Source organism: Tenacibaculum agarivorans, assembly GCF_001936575.1.
In the GTDB taxonomy this organism is placed as follows: Bacteria; Bacteroidota; Bacteroidia; order Flavobacteriales; family Flavobacteriaceae; genus Polaribacter; species Polaribacter agarivorans.
In genome coordinates this window covers 16,884-34,703 of sequence record NZ_MSMP01000018.1, presented here as the reverse complement: position 1 = coordinate 34,703, position 17,820 = coordinate 16,884, and the positions used below count along the sequence as shown (strand labels likewise).

Here is a 17,820-nt window from a genome sequence, read left to right as displayed (position 1 = left end):
GTCTAAAGTTAAAACAAACAAAACTTAAGAAACCGCATTATTTTTAGAATAGTGTGGTTTTTTAATAACATCTTGTTAATTATTTCTAAAACTTTAAGCACTTATTAGTATAAGTAGCATTAATCAATATCTTCGTTACAAAACATTGCGGGGTGAATCTTAATTTTTTTAATGTACTTATCTTTTCAGGAATAGTTCAAGGAATTACTTTTGGATATCCTATTCTAACAGCATCCATTTACAAGAACGTTGCTAATAAATTTTTGGCATTAGCGGTTATAGCATTATCCTTAGGCAACTTGAATTTTTGGTTTTTAGATACTGGACTACTCAAAAAATATCCTGTCATAGATTGGTTTCTTGTAAAATGGCACCTTGTTTTCCCTGTATTCTTTTACTTCTATATTATCAGAAGTTTAGGTTTGAAAAATAATAAACTTATCTTGTTTTTCATTCCAAGTTTTATTTCTCTGGTAACACGATGTGTTAGCAAAACCTATTATTATATTTATGAACAATACTTATTTGATACTTCTATTTTTTATCTTTTAGAAGAATATATAGCACTTTTCTTCACGTTATTTTTAGGTATTAAAGCATATTCACATTTCAAAAAACTTAAAAAGGATACACAAGCAATGAATATAGAATGGTTCAGAGACCTATTTAAAGTGTCTTTAGGATTATATATGCTATGGTTCTTCTCTTTTACTCTTATGGTATTTGCTGGCACCGATGCAACATACTTATTTTACCCTCTATTATTACTAATTACACTCTTATTTTTTTGGATTGATTACAAAGGGCTTCATCTATTAAATATAGTTTCCGAAAAAGAAATATCAATACGAACCGATATTACTAAAGAAAAGATTTTCAATACAACTCCCAAAAACAAAACAGTATCAGAAAACAACCCAACTTACACTAAGTTAAAATCATTGGTAGAAACCAAAGAAGTATATAAAGACTCTAATATTAGTCTAGATAGTATTGCACTACTATTGGAAGTCTCTCCTAATTATTTATCGCAAGTAGTTAATAAAGTTACAGGACAAAACTTTTCTAGCTATATCAATACCTATCGTGTAGAAGAAATAAAAAAAACACTTGTAAACCCTGAATTTGATAAGTATAGTATACTTTCTATTGGTTTAGAAGTAGGCTTCAATTCTAAATCTGCATTTTACACTACGTTTAAAAAACAAACAGGAATGACTCCTAAGCAGTATAAAGATCAATATAGCACTAAAATTATCTCTGGTTAAGCGCTAACTTAATTTCTTTTAGTGTTGCATCCGAGTTTATCAATTCTGTTATAATCTCTTTTTGTAGTACTTCTACTTCTTCATCATAATATTGCATCCATTTGGTATTCTTAAACACCTCTTCTACCTCTTTTTTCTTTTTAAAAATAACAGTTACACTGAATAAAGGAATGGCTTCGTTTTCATCAGGTTGATACACTTCTACCCTTTTTGTTGAAAAATCGACTTTTAAACTAAATAATTTCTCATTTGAAGTCAAGCTATAAAAATCTGACCAATTTGCATAACCTACATAATAATTTTGATTTCTATACTTATCTATTCCGTTCAATTTCCATCTACAATTTGCTACTCTACCCCAATGATTTGAATATCGATACACTCCTTTCTCTGTATACACATAAGAACTTCCTGATTTGCTTTTAAAATGTACATCTTTCTCTTGTAAAACTTCAGGATCTTGATATTCAAATACGCAATATGTATGTTTAAAAAAATTGGTTTTATTGTATCGAAAGTTTTCCATCAACTAATATTTTCATTGAAATAACAAACCTAAAATATTTATTATTGTTAACGTGAATCTTACTTAAAGAAACTCCTGTCCCTTCGAGTAAAATTATTTATAATACAATGGAAAATAATTTTGTGCTTCGACTAAAGTTTATATTGAGCGATAGTCGAAATATTCAGTAGAGCTATCGAGAAGTATTTCACTAGTTCTCGATAAAATTTTACACCGTTAGCACTTTGTAAAATCACTCGAACTGACAAAAAAGTTTATCCAAGATTCACGTTATTGTTATAAAAAATCCGAAAAGACTTAACTCTTTCCGGACTTTGATATATTTTAAGATATTATATTAATTAAAATCCTATATACCTAACAGCATTAAACCCTGTTATATGTCTGTATTCATAAGTAAGATCTACAGAAGATAACTTTCCTGTATTAACATCTATCAACCCATAACCTAAACCTAACCCAACCATAATTTGATTAGAATTTGAGAAAAAAGTTAATTCCTTAAAATCAAATAACGACTGTGAAAATGTGTAAATATCTTTCACTTCTTCTCCTGTACTCAAGCTTACTTCAACTATTTTAGAAATCATCTTATTAGTTGCAGCGTCTAACTCTCTTTTAAGAGCAAAAAGTCTACCGTTATTTCCTAAAATGATTGACTCGTAATCTCCCGTATTAATTGTTCTTTTATCTTTTGTTACAATGTTATAAATGAATAATTTGTTAGGATCTCCTGAATAGAACGAAGTTCTTCTTCTAATCACCAATAATTTTTTATCATCAGAAAAAGTCAAGTTCTCTAACCCCGTTTTATTAAGATCTGGTGCACCAGGTACCTCTTTAAAGTTTTCTATGACTGACAAAACGTTACCTGATTTATCTATTTCAACTAAATCCGCAGAATTAATATTATTACGCATTCCGTATAACCTGCCATCAACAACCGTTAAATTATGTATACTTCCATTAAAATCACTTATTGTGGTTTCGTTATTATCTAAATTGAAGGTAATGACTTCCCCTGTACTTCGTTTTGTTAAGATCTCATTATTTAAATACACGATATCATAGTAAATTCTCGCCTGAATCTTTTCATAACCTCCTAATTCTCTTCCTATTTCACCAGTTTTAGGATTAGCTTCATATAACTTAGAGAAAATATTTGGAGAATTTGGATCTGTATTCCTTTTAAAAACAAGTAGTTTACCTTTAAGTTCATTTTTTGTTGAAATTGGATCACCTTCATTACTACAAGAAACTACTATAAAAGCTAATATTAGAATACTTATCTTTTTTATTGTTAAAATTTTATTTTTCATAATTTTTATAGAATTAAAAAAACGTAACCAAAAATATTTGGTTACGTTTTAAATTAAATTTGTTCAATGTTTTATTTAACTTCTTCGAAATCTACATCTTCAACATTATCACCGCTATCTGCTTGTGCATTTGCTCCAGCATCAGCTTGAGGTCCACCTGCACCACCAGCTTGTTGCTGTGCTGCATACATTTCCTCAGAAGCTACTTTCCACGCTTCATTAATTTTCTCCATTGCAGCATCTATTTGAGCTAAATCTTTACTCTCGTGAGCTTTCTTTAACTCCTCTAAAGCAGACTCAATTGGTGCTTTTTTATCAGCTGATAATTTATCACCAAATTCTTTTAATTGCTTTTCCGTTTGGAAAATCATAGAGTCAGCTCCATTGATTTTATCAATGCTTTCCTTAGCTTTTGCATCTGCTTCTGCGTTAGCTTCAGCATCCGCTTTCATCTTTTGGATTTCTTCTTCTGTTAATCCTGAAGAAGCTTCAATACGAATATCTTGTTTCTTACCAGTTGCTTTATCAGCAGCTGACACATTAATAATTCCGTTTGCATCAATATCAAATGTTACTTCGATTTGAGGTACACCTCTTGGCGCTGGAGGAATATCTGTTAATTGGAAACGTCCAATAGTTTTATTGTCAGCAGCCATAGCTCTCTCTCCTTGTAATACGTGAATATCTACAGAAGGTTGATTATCTGCAGCCGTAGAGAATACCTGTGACTTTTTAGTTGGAATAGTTGTATTCGCTTCGATTAACTTCGTGAATACATTACCCATAGTTTCAATTCCTAATGATAATGGAGTAACATCTAATAATAATACATCCTTTACATCTCCTGTTAATACTCCACCCTGGATAGCAGCTCCTAAAGAAACTACCTCATCAGGATTTACTCCTTTACTTGGTGCTTTTCCGAAGAATTTTTCAACCGCTTCTTGAATTGCAGGAATACGAGTAGAACCTCCTACTAAAATTACTTCGTCAATATCAGAAGTTGATAAATCAGCATTCTTTAATGCAGTTTGACATGGCTCTATAGTTCTCTTTACTAAATCATCAATTAACTGCTCAAACTTAGCTCTACTTAATGTACGCACTAAGTGTTTTGGTCCACTAGCCGTAGCTGTAATATAAGGTAAGTTAATTTCTGTAGAAGTAGTACTAGATAATTCTATTTTAGCTTTTTCAGAAGCTTCTTTTAAACGTTGTAAAGCCATTGGATCTTGACGTAAATCCATGTTTTCTTCTGCTTTAAACTCTTCTGCTAACCAATTAATGATTTTTTCATCTACATCATCTCCTCCTAAGTGTGTATCTCCATCAGTAGCTAACACTTCAAATACACCATCTCCTAATTCTAGAATAGAAACATCATGTGTACCTCCACCAAAGTCAAATACTACAATTTTCTTATCTGAATCTGCCTTATCTAATCCATAAGCTAAAGCTGCTGCAGTTGGTTCGTTAATGATACGACGAACTTTTAATCCTGCAATTTCTCCTGCTTCTTTAGTAGCTTGACGCTGAGCATCGTTAAAATATGCTGGCACAGTAATAACAGCTTCAGCAACATCTTGTCCTAAATAATCTTCAGCTGTTTTCTTCATTTTTTGTAACACCATTGCAGAAATTTCTTGTGGTGTATACAAACGATCATCAATTTTTACTCTAGGCGTATCGTTATCACCTTTCACTACTTCGTAAGGTACTCTGTCTGCTTCTCTTGAACTTTCAGAATATTTATTTCCCATGAAACGTTTGATAGAGTATACAGTTTTAGTTGGATTGGTAACTGCCTGACGTTTTGCAGGATCACCAACCTTGCGCTCTCCTCCTTCTACAAAAGCAACTACTGAAGGTGTAGTTCTTTTTCCTTCTGAATTAGGAATTACAACTGGCTCATTTCCTTCCATCACAGAAACACATGAGTTAGTAGTACCTAAATCTATTCCTATAATTTTACTCATAACTTTATTATCGATTTATTTTATTCAAAAATTTTACGTCTAGAAAATGTCAAAGGTTATGCCAACGAAAAATTTCTATTCTTTTGACAGAAAAAAAGAAAAAACAATGACAGTGTGACAGTAATTATGATGCTAAAGCCTGATAAGTCTGATAAACAGTCTTAACATTGGCATATGTATTTTGAAGTGCTACCTCTGTTTCTTCTTGATTTTTAAAAACAACTTGTTTGATACCTTCTTCTAAAAGTGGGGTTAATTCTCCTGTAAAACTGGTTTTCATTAAAAACCAATAAATTTTCTTTAATCGTAATGTTCCTTTATCATAAAACATATGATACGTATTCAATAAAAAACGATCTATAGTTACTTGTGAAATTCCACATTCTTCTTGTACTTCTCTGATTGCAGTTTCTTCAATAGCTTCATTATTTGCCTTTCTTCCTTTAGGTAAATCCCATTTTCTGGCTCTGTAAATGAATAAAATTTCTTTTTTATCATTTAGTACTAATCCTCCACCCGCTTCTTTAATATTATAAGTACTGCAAAATAATCCCCAATCTTTTTCCAATTCTTCACAAAACAAATAAACGCCCTTTAAATTACCCGCTTTTACCTTATTTATAACATGAGGTATACTTATATCTTTGAAATTTAACATTGGAAAGTCTTCTTCAAGTATTAATGAAGAAGTAAATATAATAGGTCTATCATTCACAAAAACTTTATACATTTGCGCTATGATTTTAAACAAAGATACTGCAAAAAAAACTGCCGAACTTCTTTTACAAGTTAAAGCAATAAAATTAAGTCCTAACGATCCTTTTACTTGGGCTTCGGGATGGAAATCTCCAATATATTGTGATAACAGAGTTACGTTATCCTACCCTGCTGTTAGACTTTATTTAAAAGAGCAAATAGCAAAACTTGTTGAAGATAAATATGGAAAACCAGATGTTATTGCTGGAGTAGCTACTGGTGCAATTGCAATTGGCGTATTAGTTGCACAAGAATTAGGTGTTCCGTTCGTTTATGTTAGACCAGAGCCTAAAAAACATGGTAGAAAAAACCAAATTGAAGGTTTCTTAGAAAGTGGTCAAAATGTTGTAGTAATTGAAGATCTTATAAGTACTGGAAAAAGTAGTTTAAATGCTATTAAGGCACTAAAAGAAGCAAATGCTACTGTAAAAGGTATGGTGGCTATCTTTTCGTATGGTTTTGCTATTGCCAATGATACTTTTAATGATTATGGTTTAGATTTCACAACACTGAGTAATTATGAAGTTTTATTAGAGCAAGCTTTAGAAAGTAATTACATCACACAAAAAGAATTACAAACACTAGAAAGTTGGAGATTAAATCCAAGTGAGTGGAAACAATAAATATTGATCATTTAAATATTACATACTAATGAACATTGATGGAAACGTTGTTACAGTAAAAAAGTCTCAGAAAGATTTATTTGAGTTTTTAACACAATTAGAAAACTTTGAGCAACTGATGCCTGAATCTAAGGAAAAATTTGAAGTTGATGGAGAGTCTTTTGTTTTTGGATTAAAAGGTATGCCTGAGATTCGATTAATAATGAAAGAAAAAACTGAATTTTCTAATGTAACTTTAGGGGCAGCAAGCAGCAAATTACCTTTTACATTAGCTGCTGATATTGAAGCTATTTCTGATACTGAAAGCAAAGCACAATTAAAATTTGAAAGCAGTTTTAACCCAATGATGGCTATGATGGTGAAAAAGCCATTAACTAATTTTATTGAAGCTTTAACAGAAAACTTAGCTAAGTTATAAGATTACAAGAATGAAACTTCTTTGAGTCCAAACTCTTTAATAGTTTCATCAGCTAATTCAATACGGAGATTACCGTTTATGGTATTTACTCCAAGTATTTTACCCATAAAAAGAACGTTCTCGGTATCCTTAAACATACTTGGTACGTTTTTTTTATGTAATATACTTTCGTACTCTTTTTGCAAAAGAACATACTTTTTTGACTCTAATAGCGCTATTTTATTTTTCAATTGCGCAATGATATGTGCTAAAACTTCATCTATTTCTACTTCTTTTCCTACACAATTTTTAATGGAAGATGCATTGGGTAGGTCTTCTGGAAACTTTTCTTGATTAACATTTACTCCGATACCTACTATCGATGCCATTATTTTGTTTCCTTTTAAAATATTTTCTACAAGAATGCCACAAATTTTCTTTTTATCTGACAGAATGTCGTTTGGCCATTTGATTTCCAAATTTGGCAATTTCAACGTTAATAAAGCCTCGTGTATTGCTATTGCTATTGCAAAATTTAAATATACTTGTTGATGGATAGGAAAGTCATCAAAAGTAATGTATACACTACATAAGAGGTTTTTATTAGCTTCAGAAACCCAAGTAGTATTCATTTGACCACGACCTGAAGTTTGCTTATTAGCAACAACAACTGTGTAGCTAGAAATAGTAGAATTTACTGACAATTCTTTCAAAAAAGAGTTAGTAGATTCGGTGGCATCAAGTTTGATTATATTCATACACGATTAATAATAGTGAACTCGTTTCAATATTACACAAATTAGTCACAAAAAAGTAATAACTTTGCTAAAAACTAAAATTATTTAATGACAAAAACTCAAGCAAGTACAGACCAGTTAATTGCAACAATTATCCAAGGAATAGATGATGTTAAAGGTGAAGATATTCAATTATTAGACTTAAGAGAGATTGATAATACTGTATGTGATTATTTTGTAATTTGCACAGGAAGTTCAAACACACAAGTTAATGCTATATCAGGTTCGGTTCAAAAAATAGTTAGTAAAGAACTTAAAGATAAACCTTTTAATGTTGAAGGACAAGGAAACTCAGAATGGGTTTTAATGGATTATGTTAACGTAGTTGTACATATTTTCCAAAAACATGTTCGAGATTATTATGACATTGAGAGTCTTTGGGGTGATGCTAAAATCACTGAAATAAACCCTGCATAACTTCTCTAATATTTTCATGTATACTTATGAGCGAAAAGAAAAAAAACACATCAAATTTTAACCTAGGCTCTTACTGGATTTATATTGTTCTAGTATTATTTTTTATTGGAATGACTTTGTTCAGTAATTCGGGTTCTTTATTATCTAGAAAAATCTCAAACAATGAATTCTCCGAAATTCTTAAAGATAACGACATAGATAAAATATTGATTATCAACAATCAATTAAAAGCTGAAATTTACATTAAAGAGGAAGCTACTTCTAAAGAGCGTTATAAAGAAATCATCAAGAGCCCTTTGTATCGAAAAGACAGACCAATATATGAATACAATATTGGTAACGAAGAGCACTTCTTAAAAAAACTAGATGAAGCTAAAAAGGAATATAACCTATCTTTAGATTATAAAAATGATCCTAGAACTAGCTTTTTCGATACACTTTTTAACTTCTTACCTTTCATTTTACTAATTGCCATCTGGTTATTTTTTATGAGAAGAATGTCAGGTGCTGGTGGTGCCGGTGGCGCTGGCGGGCAAATTTTCAATATTGGTAAATCTAAAGCCAAACTTTTTGATGAAAATACTAAAGTAAAAACAACATTTAAAAATGTTGCTGGTTTAGAAGGTGCTAAAGAAGAGGTTCAAGAAATTGTTGATTTCTTAAAAAACCCTGAAAAATATACTAAGTTAGGTGGTAAGATTCCTAAAGGAGCTTTATTAGTAGGACCTCCAGGTACTGGTAAAACTTTATTAGCTAAAGCTGTTGCTGGTGAAGCTGGCGTACCTTTTTTCTCTCTTTCAGGATCTGATTTTGTTGAAATGTTTGTAGGTGTAGGTGCTTCTCGTGTACGTGATTTATTTAAACAAGCAAAACAAAAATCACCATCTATTATATTTATAGATGAAATTGACGCTATAGGTCGTGCTCGTGGTAAAAACAGTATTACAGGTAGTAATGATGAGCGTGAAAATACATTAAACCAGTTATTAACTGAAATGGATGGTTTTGGTACTGATACTAATGTGATTGTATTAGCTGCAACTAACCGTGCAGAAATTTTAGACAAAGCTTTAATGCGTGCGGGTCGTTTTGATCGTCAGATTTATGTAGACTTACCAGATTTACATGAGCGTAGAGAAATTTTTGAAGTGCACATTAAATCTTTAAAACTTGCAGATGATGTTAAATTAGACTTCTTAGCACAGCAAACACCAGGTTTTTCTGGGGCTGATATTGCTAACCTTTGTAATGAAGCTGCATTAATTGCTGCAAGAAATGATAAAACGGCTATTCATCACCAAGACTTTATGGATGCTGTTGATAGAATTGTTGGTGGTTTAGAAAAGAAAAATAAAGTAATTACGCCTAAAGAAAAGAAAGTGATTGCTTATCACGAAGCAGGACATGCCACTGTAAGTTGGATGTTAAAACATGCTGCTCCTTTAGTTAAAGTAACTATAGTACCTAGAGGACAATCATTAGGTGCTGCTTGGTATTTACCTGAGGAAAGAAAAATTGTTCAAACAGAACAAATGCTTGACGAAATGTGTGCTACCATGGGAGGTAGAGCGGCTGAAAAATTAATTTTTGATAAAATCTCAACTGGCGCTCTTAGTGACCTAGAAAAAGTTACTAAACAAGCTAGAGCTATGGTAACGGTATATGGTTTGAATGAAGAAGTAGGAAATGTAACTTATTATGATTCTTCAGGAAATGACTCATTTGTGAAACCATATAGCGAAGAGACTGCTAAAACTATCGATGAAGAAATTTCTAAAATTATTGAAGGGCAATACAAAAGAGCTATCGAAATTTTAGGTCAGCATAAAGACAAGTTAGATATTTTAGCCGAAAAACTTCTTGAAAAAGAGGTGATTTTCAAAGATGATTTAGTTGAAATTTTTGGTAAAAGACCATTTGAAACTAAAGACACAGAACAAGCTAATAGTGAGGTAGAAACCCCTGAATTATAAAATTACTTTATAACTTTTACATGAATTTTTTCCGAAAGTTATTTAAGAACTATCAAGAATCGTCTAATGATAAACAGGTTAAAAAACAACCCGTTCACTTGTCACTAGACGATTCTTTTGTTCATCATTTCATAAATCAAGGAGGAAAGTTTTTATATAGTACTAAAATTGAAGAAGTAGTTCTTAACCTGAGAAATATAATTTCTGAAAATAATTGGAAAGAAATTACTTGTAGTGATATTGATCTATTAAAACTTATTTCTAGTGTTGATGTAAAGGCACATCAAAAGTTTGATAATAACATCCCTTTTTTTACTTCTTGTGAACATTTAATTGCTAATACTGGTGAAATATTATTTTCATCTAACCAACTTGGTGTTCAAAAACTCTCACAAATTACTGATAACTTTATAGTATATGCTACTACAAGTCAATTGGTAAAAAATATAGGGGAAGGATTAACAGGAATAAAAACGAACTTCAAAGGAAATATACCAAGTAATATTAGTTCTATTAAAAATTATGCTATTTCCAACTCAAAAGATAATATTCTAGAATTTAATAGTAATTCAAAAAACTTATACTTACTATTGTTTGAAGATTTATAATTATGAATAATTTTTTTACTAGAATTATTTCAGCGATCATATATGCAGCGCTTTTTATATTTTCAATACTATTTTCTAAAGAAAGTTATGTTGGATTATTGACTGTGTTTAGTGGAATTTGTATTTGGGAATTTTCTAGGATTGTACAATCAAAAACCGTTTTATTACTAATTCCTGTGCTCATAAGCACTATATTTCTATTCTTTTTTAAAGTTATAGATACTGATGTATTGTTCTACTTTCTCGTTTTTTGTATACTTCATTCCCTATATTTAATTATTGATTTATATTCAAAAAACTATATCGTAAGAAATACTATAGTAAAATTTTTTACTTCTTTTAGCTACATACTTTTACCCTTTCTTTTTCTAATTTTCCTTCCTTTCATTAAAGGAATATATGAGCCTAATGTAATTATTTATGTTATACTAATTATTTGGACAAATGATAGTTTTGCATATCTGGTTGGTAAGAATTATGGAAAACATAAGCTTTTCGAACGAATTTCTCCTAAGAAAACAATTGAAGGTTTTATAGGAGGGTTATTATTTTCTATAATGGTTGGTTTGCTTATTGGAAAGTATTCTAAGTTATTTACCATGTTGGATTGGGCCATAATAGCTACTTTAGTTTCTATATTTGGAACTTTCGGAGACTTAGTGGAAAGTAAGTTTAAAAGACAAGCAAATGTAAAAGATAGTGGAAAGATTATGCCAGGTCATGGAGGCCTTTTAGATCGGTTAGACAGCTTGTTTTTCCTTGCTCCATTCGTATATTTGTATATACATTACTGTATCTAGGATGGTTTCAAAGTTAGACATACTATTTAAAGAAGCTTTTTTACGCGCTACAAAGACTAAGCAAAAATTTGCTCCAGACGTGCAATTGCGCTTGTATGCATACTATAAACAAGCTACAAAAGGAGATAACTTTGCACTTTCAGTTGATGATAATTTAAAAAATGCTTTTAAATTTAATGCTTGGGTACAGTTAAAAGGTATGGATGAAAATGAGGCCAAAAAAAATTACATAAAATTGGTTAATTCAATTTTAACATAGAGTATGATTATCAATAAAAGGAATTAAACCGCATAAATAACAGTAATTTAACTATTTCTAATCTAAAACAACATACAATGAACAAATTTATGACCTTAGTAGGTGTTTTTGCTATTGCATTTCAACTTACATCGTGTAAATCTGAAGCTAAAAAAGAAGAAACTAAAGAAACTACTACCACTACATCACCTGTAGAAAAAACTGCGCCATATTCAATAAAAACTTCAAATAACAGCATTAATTTCACTGCTTATAAGACTACAGAAAAAGTACCTGTAAAAGGTGTTTTTAAAGAAATTGAAGTAACTAGTGGTGGTGAAGGAGAATCTGTAAAAGAAGCTATTAATGGTGCTGAATTTAAAATTCCAATCAGCAGTTTAGAAACTAAAGATAATGGAAGAAATTTAAAAATTAGAAAATTCTTCTTTGGTGTTATGGAAAACACTGTAGATTTAACAGGTAAATTAACTATTGAAAATGATAGTACTGGTGTAGCAGAATTTACTATGAATAGTGTTACAGAGAAGTTACCGTTTACTTATACTATACAAGATAAAGTATTTTCTATGTCTACTACTATGGATATAGATAAATGGAATGCTAAGAGTGCTATCGCTTCTTTAAATGAAGTATGTAAAGATTTACATAAAGGTGCCGATGGTGTTTCTAAAACATGGAGTGAAGTGGCGATTAACGTACAGTCTACTTTTAAATAAAAAGTCCATATCAAAAACATAAAAAAAACCTCAGAAATTTCTGAGGTTTTTTTTATGCCAATATTTTAGTGACTAAGTCTTTCTTTTTTTCTTCATCGTTTCCAAACAGCCATTGTAATACATTACATTGCCACATTTGATCTCTTTCTTCTTCTGAAATAATCTCTCTGTCTATAGCCAAATCTAGAATTTTACCAGGATAAGATGACTGTTTATCACTTTCCATTTCTCCTAATGGATAAGGATCATCTAAACCTATTAGCACTTGCTCTACTCCTTGATTTTTAATCAGTAGATCTAAAGACCCTGTATCATGTACTAAAGTATCAAAGAAAATATTTTTATGTCCTACTGCTTTACGAGGATGCTGTTTCCCTTCAAATAAATCTGGTCTACCATCAAAACCTTGGATACGTCTCCCTAAATTCATCTGTGCTAATTGCCCTCCATGAGCAAAACAAATTCTCATATTAGGGTACTTTTCATAATAGCCATTTAAGGTTAAAAAATGATAGGCATCTGCACATTGTGCCAACATCCAAATGAGATGAAAGCGCCAACTAGTATTTTCTAATTTGATAAATTTTTCACCATCATAAGGATGAACCTCTACTGCTAAGTTATATTTATCTGCCAACTCAAAAATAGGCTCATTTTCTTCATCAAAAATACAGCGCCACGTCCCAATAGTATCCATATAATGCGTTGGTAAACACAACAAATTCATTCCTAATTGCTCAACACATCTCTCTATTTCCCAGCACGCTCCTCTAACAAAACCAGGATGTACTACAAATCCACATGTAAATTTACTAGGATGATCTTGTTGAATACGCGCATTAAAATCGTTTTGAAAACGCAATGCTTGCTTCATTTCTTCCAATCGTAATCCATTTCCATAGAGTTGCGATAAATTCAAAACTACAGCATGATCTATTTTAAAATGCTCCATCCATGCCAGCTTTTCATTCAAAAAGAAACTTGAATCTGTTACAGGTCTTTTCCAATTTTTTTGAAGCATGAATTTTTTGTCTTTATCCACCCAAAAAATACCTTTATCTTTCATAAATTGTGGTATTTCTTCTGGATAAGGAAGTAAATGGGAATGTCCGTTTATTCTTAGTTTTCGTTTAGCTAACATCGATTTGTTTTAAAGTTTTGATAGTTTTTCAATAGTTTTTAGAATTAGCTAATCTTTTTAGGTGGTTCCATTACAGTTCCACAATTAGTACAGGTACATTTTTCTTTATCTGAATAATACTTATCAAATATTTTAGGCATATCTGTTTCAATATTATCTAATGCAAATTCTTCTCTATATAAAGGTGTCCCACAATTTTCGCAATACCACTCTAAAGCATCTAGCATGCCTTCAGAACGAGGATATTCTATCACTAAACCAACTGTATTTTCTTTACGTTGTGGTGAATGAGGTACTTTTGCTGGTAATAGGTATATATCTCCTTCGTTAATTTCAACATCTACCATTTCTCCTTTATCATCTATAATTTTAAGTACCATATCTCCTTCAACCTGATAAAAGAATTCAGGAGTTTCGTTATAGTGATAATCTTTTCTACTATTCGGACCACCAACTACCATAACAATATATTCTCCATTATCCCAAACTTGCTTATTCCCCACTGGTGGTTTTAATAAGTGACGATGTTCGTCTATCCATTTTTTAAAATTTAGAGGCTGTACTAAATTCATAAGGTTTTCAATTCATGTGTTAGACTCTAAAATTAAAGAAAAAGAATCAGGTAAAAAACAATTCTCCTTAAACTGTTTCTTCTTATTTTTTTTATAAAAAAAGTTGACTTAAACTAGACACAAAAATCATAAGCAACTAAAAAACAAAACTTTAAAACACACTTTGTATAGTTTTCAAAATAATCTTGTAGAACAAATAGGATTAATCTTCGTTAAATAAATCAAATTAACAATCTAAAAACCCTAAAATGATTTCAAACAAATTAACCTTGTTACTTTGTGTTGCTTTATTATTAGCAACACTCACATTACCTCTACTAAAAGTATTCAAAAAAAAGTTAACACGTTGTTTTTTGGCTACTCATATTCTATCCGATTTGATACGTACTGAACATCAATTCATTTTATCCAAGTAAAAAATAGTGTAAAAGAGGATTTTTCTTTCTTTTCAAAAAAATTAATTTCTTTTTTTAGGGATTCACAACTTACAGTGAAACTATTCTAAAAAAAACAAATCCTACTATATCTCCTAATTAAAAACAATTTTTATTATGAAAAACTTTAAATTATTTATCTTATTTACTTTATACTTTAGTATAAACATAACAGCACAAAATGATTGGGATAATATACCAATATCTGCCAATGCGGGTTCTGGTAACTCATGGGAATTAGTTGAATCGATGTCTGATGATTTTAATTATTCTAACTCATTTACAGCTGGAGAATACGCTAATCGATCAAATTTTGGTTCTAAAAATCAGTGGTATAATTTTTATCATAATCAATGGGATGGTCCTGGATATACTTACTGGGATACTTCTAATGTATCTGTAGATGGTAATAACCTAGTTATTACAGTAGGTCAGACACCCGAAACTGCTAAGGGTGGAACTTACGGTGTTGCTTCAGGGTGTGTAACATCTAACAATAAGGTTACTTATCCTGTATATGTAGAATCTTCAATTAGTGTAGCAAATATTTCATTAGCTTCATGTTTTTGGCTATTAAGTCCTGATGATACAGAAGAAATTGACATTATTGAAAACTATGGTGGTGTAGATTTTTTTAAAAACTATACACACATTAGCCACCATTCATTTGTTAGACAACCTTTTACAGATTATCAACCAAGAGATTGGAATAGCTGGTATCCAATTGATGAAATTACTCAAGCTGGTGGATGGGGAGAATACTGTTGGAATGGAGGTAATAGACGCTACATGAGAATGGGAGTAAATTGGATAGGTCCAAAGCATTGGGAATACTATATTGATGGAAACTTAGTACGTGTGATGTACTACAATGCTATGGCTACCAAAATAGGCGAAAAATGGGAATACACATATTACAATGCTGTAACACAAAATGCTAATGGTTACTATTTCCCAACGAATAGAAGTGATGGATATTCTGATGTTACTATTCATACTACCACTAATGAGTATAGTTTAAGTACACTTCAAGCAACTAGTAATGCTTCTAAAGGTTTTAGTGTAATTGATCCAGGATGGTTTCAAGGTGGAGATGATAATGATGTTGATGGAAATGGAATTACTATAGAACCAATAGGATTTACTAAGGAATTAGACATCATAATTAATATGGAATCACAAAGTTGGTTATTAAATGCTACACCTTCATCTGCTGATTTAAATGATCCTACAAAAAATAAAATGTTAGTTGATTGGGTAAGAGTATATAAACCTGTATCAAGTTCAGGAAATAACTCAACTGTTAGCTGTGAAGATTTACCAAGTTCAATTACTCCTCAAACAAGCTATACATTTCAAATTCCTTATGAAACTAATGCTACTCAAGATATTGTTATTGAATTTTGGGAATCAGGTGTTTGGAAAAAGAATGGTGTAACTACTGTAAACGCTGGATCTGGTACTGCCACTGTAAAACTAGATTTAAATGAAGCACCAGAGGCTGATGCTACTATTTTATTAAAGACGAGTATTAGAGCTGTTGGAGGCAACTATACTACCAATATTGATAGTTGTGAGATAACGCCTACGTTAATAACAGCTAGTGATAATTTCTACATAATCAACAAACAAACAGGTGGTAAAATAAGTTCAAATGGCACTGCTCTTTTTGCTAGTTTACAAATGGCAAACGCAACTGAAACTTCAAATACTGCAAAATGGGAAATGATTGATGCTGGAAATGGATATTTCTTCCTAAAAAATGTAGAAACTAGCTTGTTTTTCCGTCCATTCAATACCTCAAATGGAAGTATGATTCAACAAGTTCCTAGTACATACAAAGGAAATTATACTCAATGGAAAAAAGTACCTACTTCTGATGGTTATTTTTATTTGAAAAATAGACAAACTGGAATGTATTTTCGTCCTGCTGTAAATACTCTTCCAAGTAATTTAGTACAACGTCCCACTAATTGGTCTGGTAATTATACACAGTGGATATTCAAAGATGTAAATACCGGTACTACTTTTAGAGAAATAGAAACACCAAAAGAGACACTTAAACAACAAAAAATCTCATTATATCCTAATCCTTCAAATGGAATATTCACAATATCAGGATTAGATGGTAAAGAACAAGTATTCTGGATTACTAATCTTTTAGGCGCAACCGTAAAAGAAATTACGGTTCAAGTTCAAAATGGAAAAGCTGTATTAGATTTAAATTCTGTAGAATCTGGAGTATATTTTATTTCAACGAAAGATCAAAAAATATCACAGCAAGTGATTATCAATACCAAATAAAGTAATTATTAGAATTAATGATAAAACACCAAGGAGGATAAGATTCCTCTTGGTGTTTTTTGTAAAAAATAGAATAATCTAAATTTTAAATTATTTCAAACTTATTTTTCTCTACTCATAGTTTTAATGATTGAAATAATAATTCAAGTAAAAATGAAAGAAAATATTCATGCAAGGATTAAAGTAATATATTTACAATACATAAAGAAATGTCCGTATTAGATTTAAAATAATTTTTCAAATAACAATAAATCATTAGTACCAACCTAAAATGACATTAACTGAATTCATAGGAACGTATCAAACTTTAACAAAGGAGGAAAAAGATTTAATCAATAAAAATATTACTTTTCGTAAATTCAATGCTAAAGAATACTTTTTAGAAAGTGGAAATAGAAGTAATGAAATTGGATTTATCTTATCTGGAATCTTCAGGTATTTTTTCTATGATTCTAATGGAAAAGAGATAACTGCTCATTTTATGATCGAAAAAGAATTTGTTGGGAGTGCGACAAGTTTTTTTGAATACATGCCTAGTTCTGGTAGTTTACAAGCAATTACCGATTGTGAGATTATCGTTATATCTAGACAATCTTGGGAATTATTTTGTAGGGATATTAAAAACTGGGAAAATTCATTTCAAAAAATTCTCAATGAAGTACTGATTAAAAAAACAAACTTTCAAAGAGGATTATTAAATACTGATGCTAAAACTGCATACTTAAAATTTCTGAATACTTACCCTAATGTTGCTCAGAAAGCACCATTAAACTACATAGCCTCTTTTCTTGGAATCACACCTTTTTCTCTAAGTAGAATTAGAAAAGCAATTGCTTCCTTGTAATTTTCTTGCCATTTGGCAAGTGAATTATAGTTTTCATAATAGACCTTTGTATCATCTATTTATAATATTCCAAAAAATAATTAATATTAA

At 30.7% G+C, this 17,820-nt stretch carries 18 protein-coding genes; 11 read left to right on the top strand and 7 right to left on the bottom strand.

From position 1 onward, the window contains the following. Positions 1 to 152: 152 nt before the first annotated feature. Positions 153 to 1,268 carry a helix-turn-helix domain-containing protein gene (locus BVC87_RS14190; RefSeq protein WP_075343055.1) on the top strand — a complete coding sequence of 372 codons (1,116 nt, stop codon included), beginning with the start codon at positions 153 to 155 and terminating at the stop codon, positions 1,266 to 1,268. Here BVC87_RS14190 and BVC87_RS14185 read toward each other — a convergent pair. The 4 genes from BVC87_RS14185 to BVC87_RS14170 all read right to left on the bottom strand — a co-directional run bounded on the left by BVC87_RS14185 (position 1,255) and on the right by BVC87_RS14170 (position 5,819). After that, positions 1,255 to 1,794, bottom strand: a complete 540-nt coding sequence (locus BVC87_RS14185; protein ID WP_075343054.1) for a hypothetical protein — start codon at positions 1,792 to 1,794, stop codon at positions 1,255 to 1,257. The genes BVC87_RS14190 and BVC87_RS14185 overlap by 14 nt on opposite strands. Positions 1,795 to 2,135: 341 nt before the next feature. Next, the gene (locus BVC87_RS14180) at positions 2,136 to 3,113 is read right to left on the bottom strand and encodes a hypothetical protein (protein WP_075343053.1); all 978 of its coding nucleotides are present in this window, start codon (positions 3,111 to 3,113) and stop codon (positions 2,136 to 2,138) included. Between the two features lie 71 nt (positions 3,114 to 3,184). Then, entirely contained in the window at positions 3,185 to 5,089 is a 1,905-nt protein-coding gene (gene dnaK / locus BVC87_RS14175) for a molecular chaperone DnaK (protein WP_075343052.1), read from the bottom strand. 124 nt (positions 5,090 to 5,213) lie between these two features. After that, complete coding sequence (locus tag BVC87_RS14170; RefSeq protein ID WP_075343105.1) at positions 5,214 to 5,819, bottom strand: NUDIX hydrolase; 606 nt, start codon at positions 5,817 to 5,819, stop codon at positions 5,214 to 5,216. Positions 5,820 to 5,826: 7 nt separating this feature from the next. Between BVC87_RS14170 and pyrE the strand changes: the two genes are divergently transcribed. After that, entirely contained in the window at positions 5,827 to 6,468 is a 642-nt protein-coding gene (gene pyrE, locus BVC87_RS14165) for an orotate phosphoribosyltransferase (protein WP_075343051.1), read from the top strand. 28 nt (positions 6,469 to 6,496) lie between these two features. Next, a complete protein-coding gene (locus BVC87_RS14160; RefSeq protein ID WP_075343050.1) occupies positions 6,497 to 6,886 on the top strand; it encodes an orotate phosphoribosyltransferase in 390 nt (129 codons plus the stop codon). A gap of 2 nt (positions 6,887 to 6,888) precedes the next feature. Here the strand turns inward: BVC87_RS14160 and BVC87_RS14155 are convergent, their stop codons facing one another. Continuing rightward, a complete protein-coding gene (locus BVC87_RS14155) occupies positions 6,889 to 7,623 on the bottom strand; it encodes a biotin--[acetyl-CoA-carboxylase] ligase (protein ID WP_075343049.1) in 735 nt (244 codons plus the stop codon). An 87-nt stretch (positions 7,624 to 7,710) separates the two neighbouring features. Between BVC87_RS14155 and rsfS the strand changes: the two genes are divergently transcribed. From rsfS to BVC87_RS14125, 6 genes are all read left to right on the top strand, one after another. Then, complete coding sequence (gene rsfS / locus BVC87_RS14150) at positions 7,711 to 8,079, top strand: ribosome silencing factor (RefSeq protein ID WP_075343048.1); 369 nt, start codon at positions 7,711 to 7,713, stop codon at positions 8,077 to 8,079. Between the two features lie 26 nt (positions 8,080 to 8,105). Further along, complete coding sequence (gene ftsH / locus BVC87_RS14145) at positions 8,106 to 10,052, top strand: ATP-dependent zinc metalloprotease FtsH (protein WP_075343047.1); 1,947 nt, start codon at positions 8,106 to 8,108, stop codon at positions 10,050 to 10,052. Between the two features lie 20 nt (positions 10,053 to 10,072). Further along, complete coding sequence (locus BVC87_RS14140) at positions 10,073 to 10,660, top strand: LUD domain-containing protein (RefSeq protein ID WP_075343046.1); 588 nt, start codon at positions 10,073 to 10,075, stop codon at positions 10,658 to 10,660. Positions 10,661 to 10,662: 2 nt separating this feature from the next. Next, on the top strand, positions 10,663 to 11,460 hold the full coding sequence (locus BVC87_RS14135; protein ID WP_075343045.1) for a phosphatidate cytidylyltransferase: 798 nt from the start codon (positions 10,663 to 10,665) through the stop codon (positions 11,458 to 11,460). 1 nt (position 11,461) lies between these two features. Next, positions 11,462 to 11,719 carry an acyl-CoA-binding protein gene (locus tag BVC87_RS14130; protein ID WP_075343044.1) on the top strand — a complete coding sequence of 86 codons (258 nt, stop codon included), beginning with the start codon at positions 11,462 to 11,464 and terminating at the stop codon, positions 11,717 to 11,719. Between the two features lie 77 nt (positions 11,720 to 11,796). Then, positions 11,797 to 12,435, top strand: a complete 639-nt coding sequence (locus tag BVC87_RS14125; protein WP_075343043.1) for a YceI family protein — start codon at positions 11,797 to 11,799, stop codon at positions 12,433 to 12,435. A gap of 52 nt (positions 12,436 to 12,487) precedes the next feature. Here the strand turns inward: BVC87_RS14125 and BVC87_RS14120 are convergent, their stop codons facing one another. Then, the gene (locus BVC87_RS14120; RefSeq protein ID WP_075343042.1) at positions 12,488 to 13,576 is read right to left on the bottom strand and encodes an amidohydrolase family protein; all 1,089 of its coding nucleotides are present in this window, start codon (positions 13,574 to 13,576) and stop codon (positions 12,488 to 12,490) included. Between the two features lie 44 nt (positions 13,577 to 13,620). Further along, a complete protein-coding gene (locus BVC87_RS14115) occupies positions 13,621 to 14,148 on the bottom strand; it encodes a 3-hydroxyanthranilate 3,4-dioxygenase (protein ID WP_075343041.1) in 528 nt (175 codons plus the stop codon). 551 nt (positions 14,149 to 14,699) lie between these two features. On the opposite strand from BVC87_RS14115, the gene BVC87_RS14110 reads away from it, so the two are divergent. Both BVC87_RS14110 and BVC87_RS14105 read left to right on the top strand, forming a co-directional pair. Further along, positions 14,700 to 16,886: a T9SS type A sorting domain-containing protein gene (locus BVC87_RS14110; protein WP_075343040.1), complete on the top strand. Its 2,187-nt coding sequence runs from the start codon at positions 14,700 to 14,702 to the stop codon at positions 16,884 to 16,886. A 271-nt stretch (positions 16,887 to 17,157) separates the two neighbouring features. Then, entirely contained in the window at positions 17,158 to 17,730 is a 573-nt protein-coding gene (locus BVC87_RS14105; RefSeq protein WP_075343039.1) for a Crp/Fnr family transcriptional regulator, read from the top strand. The last annotated feature ends 90 nt before the right edge of the window (positions 17,731 to 17,820 follow it).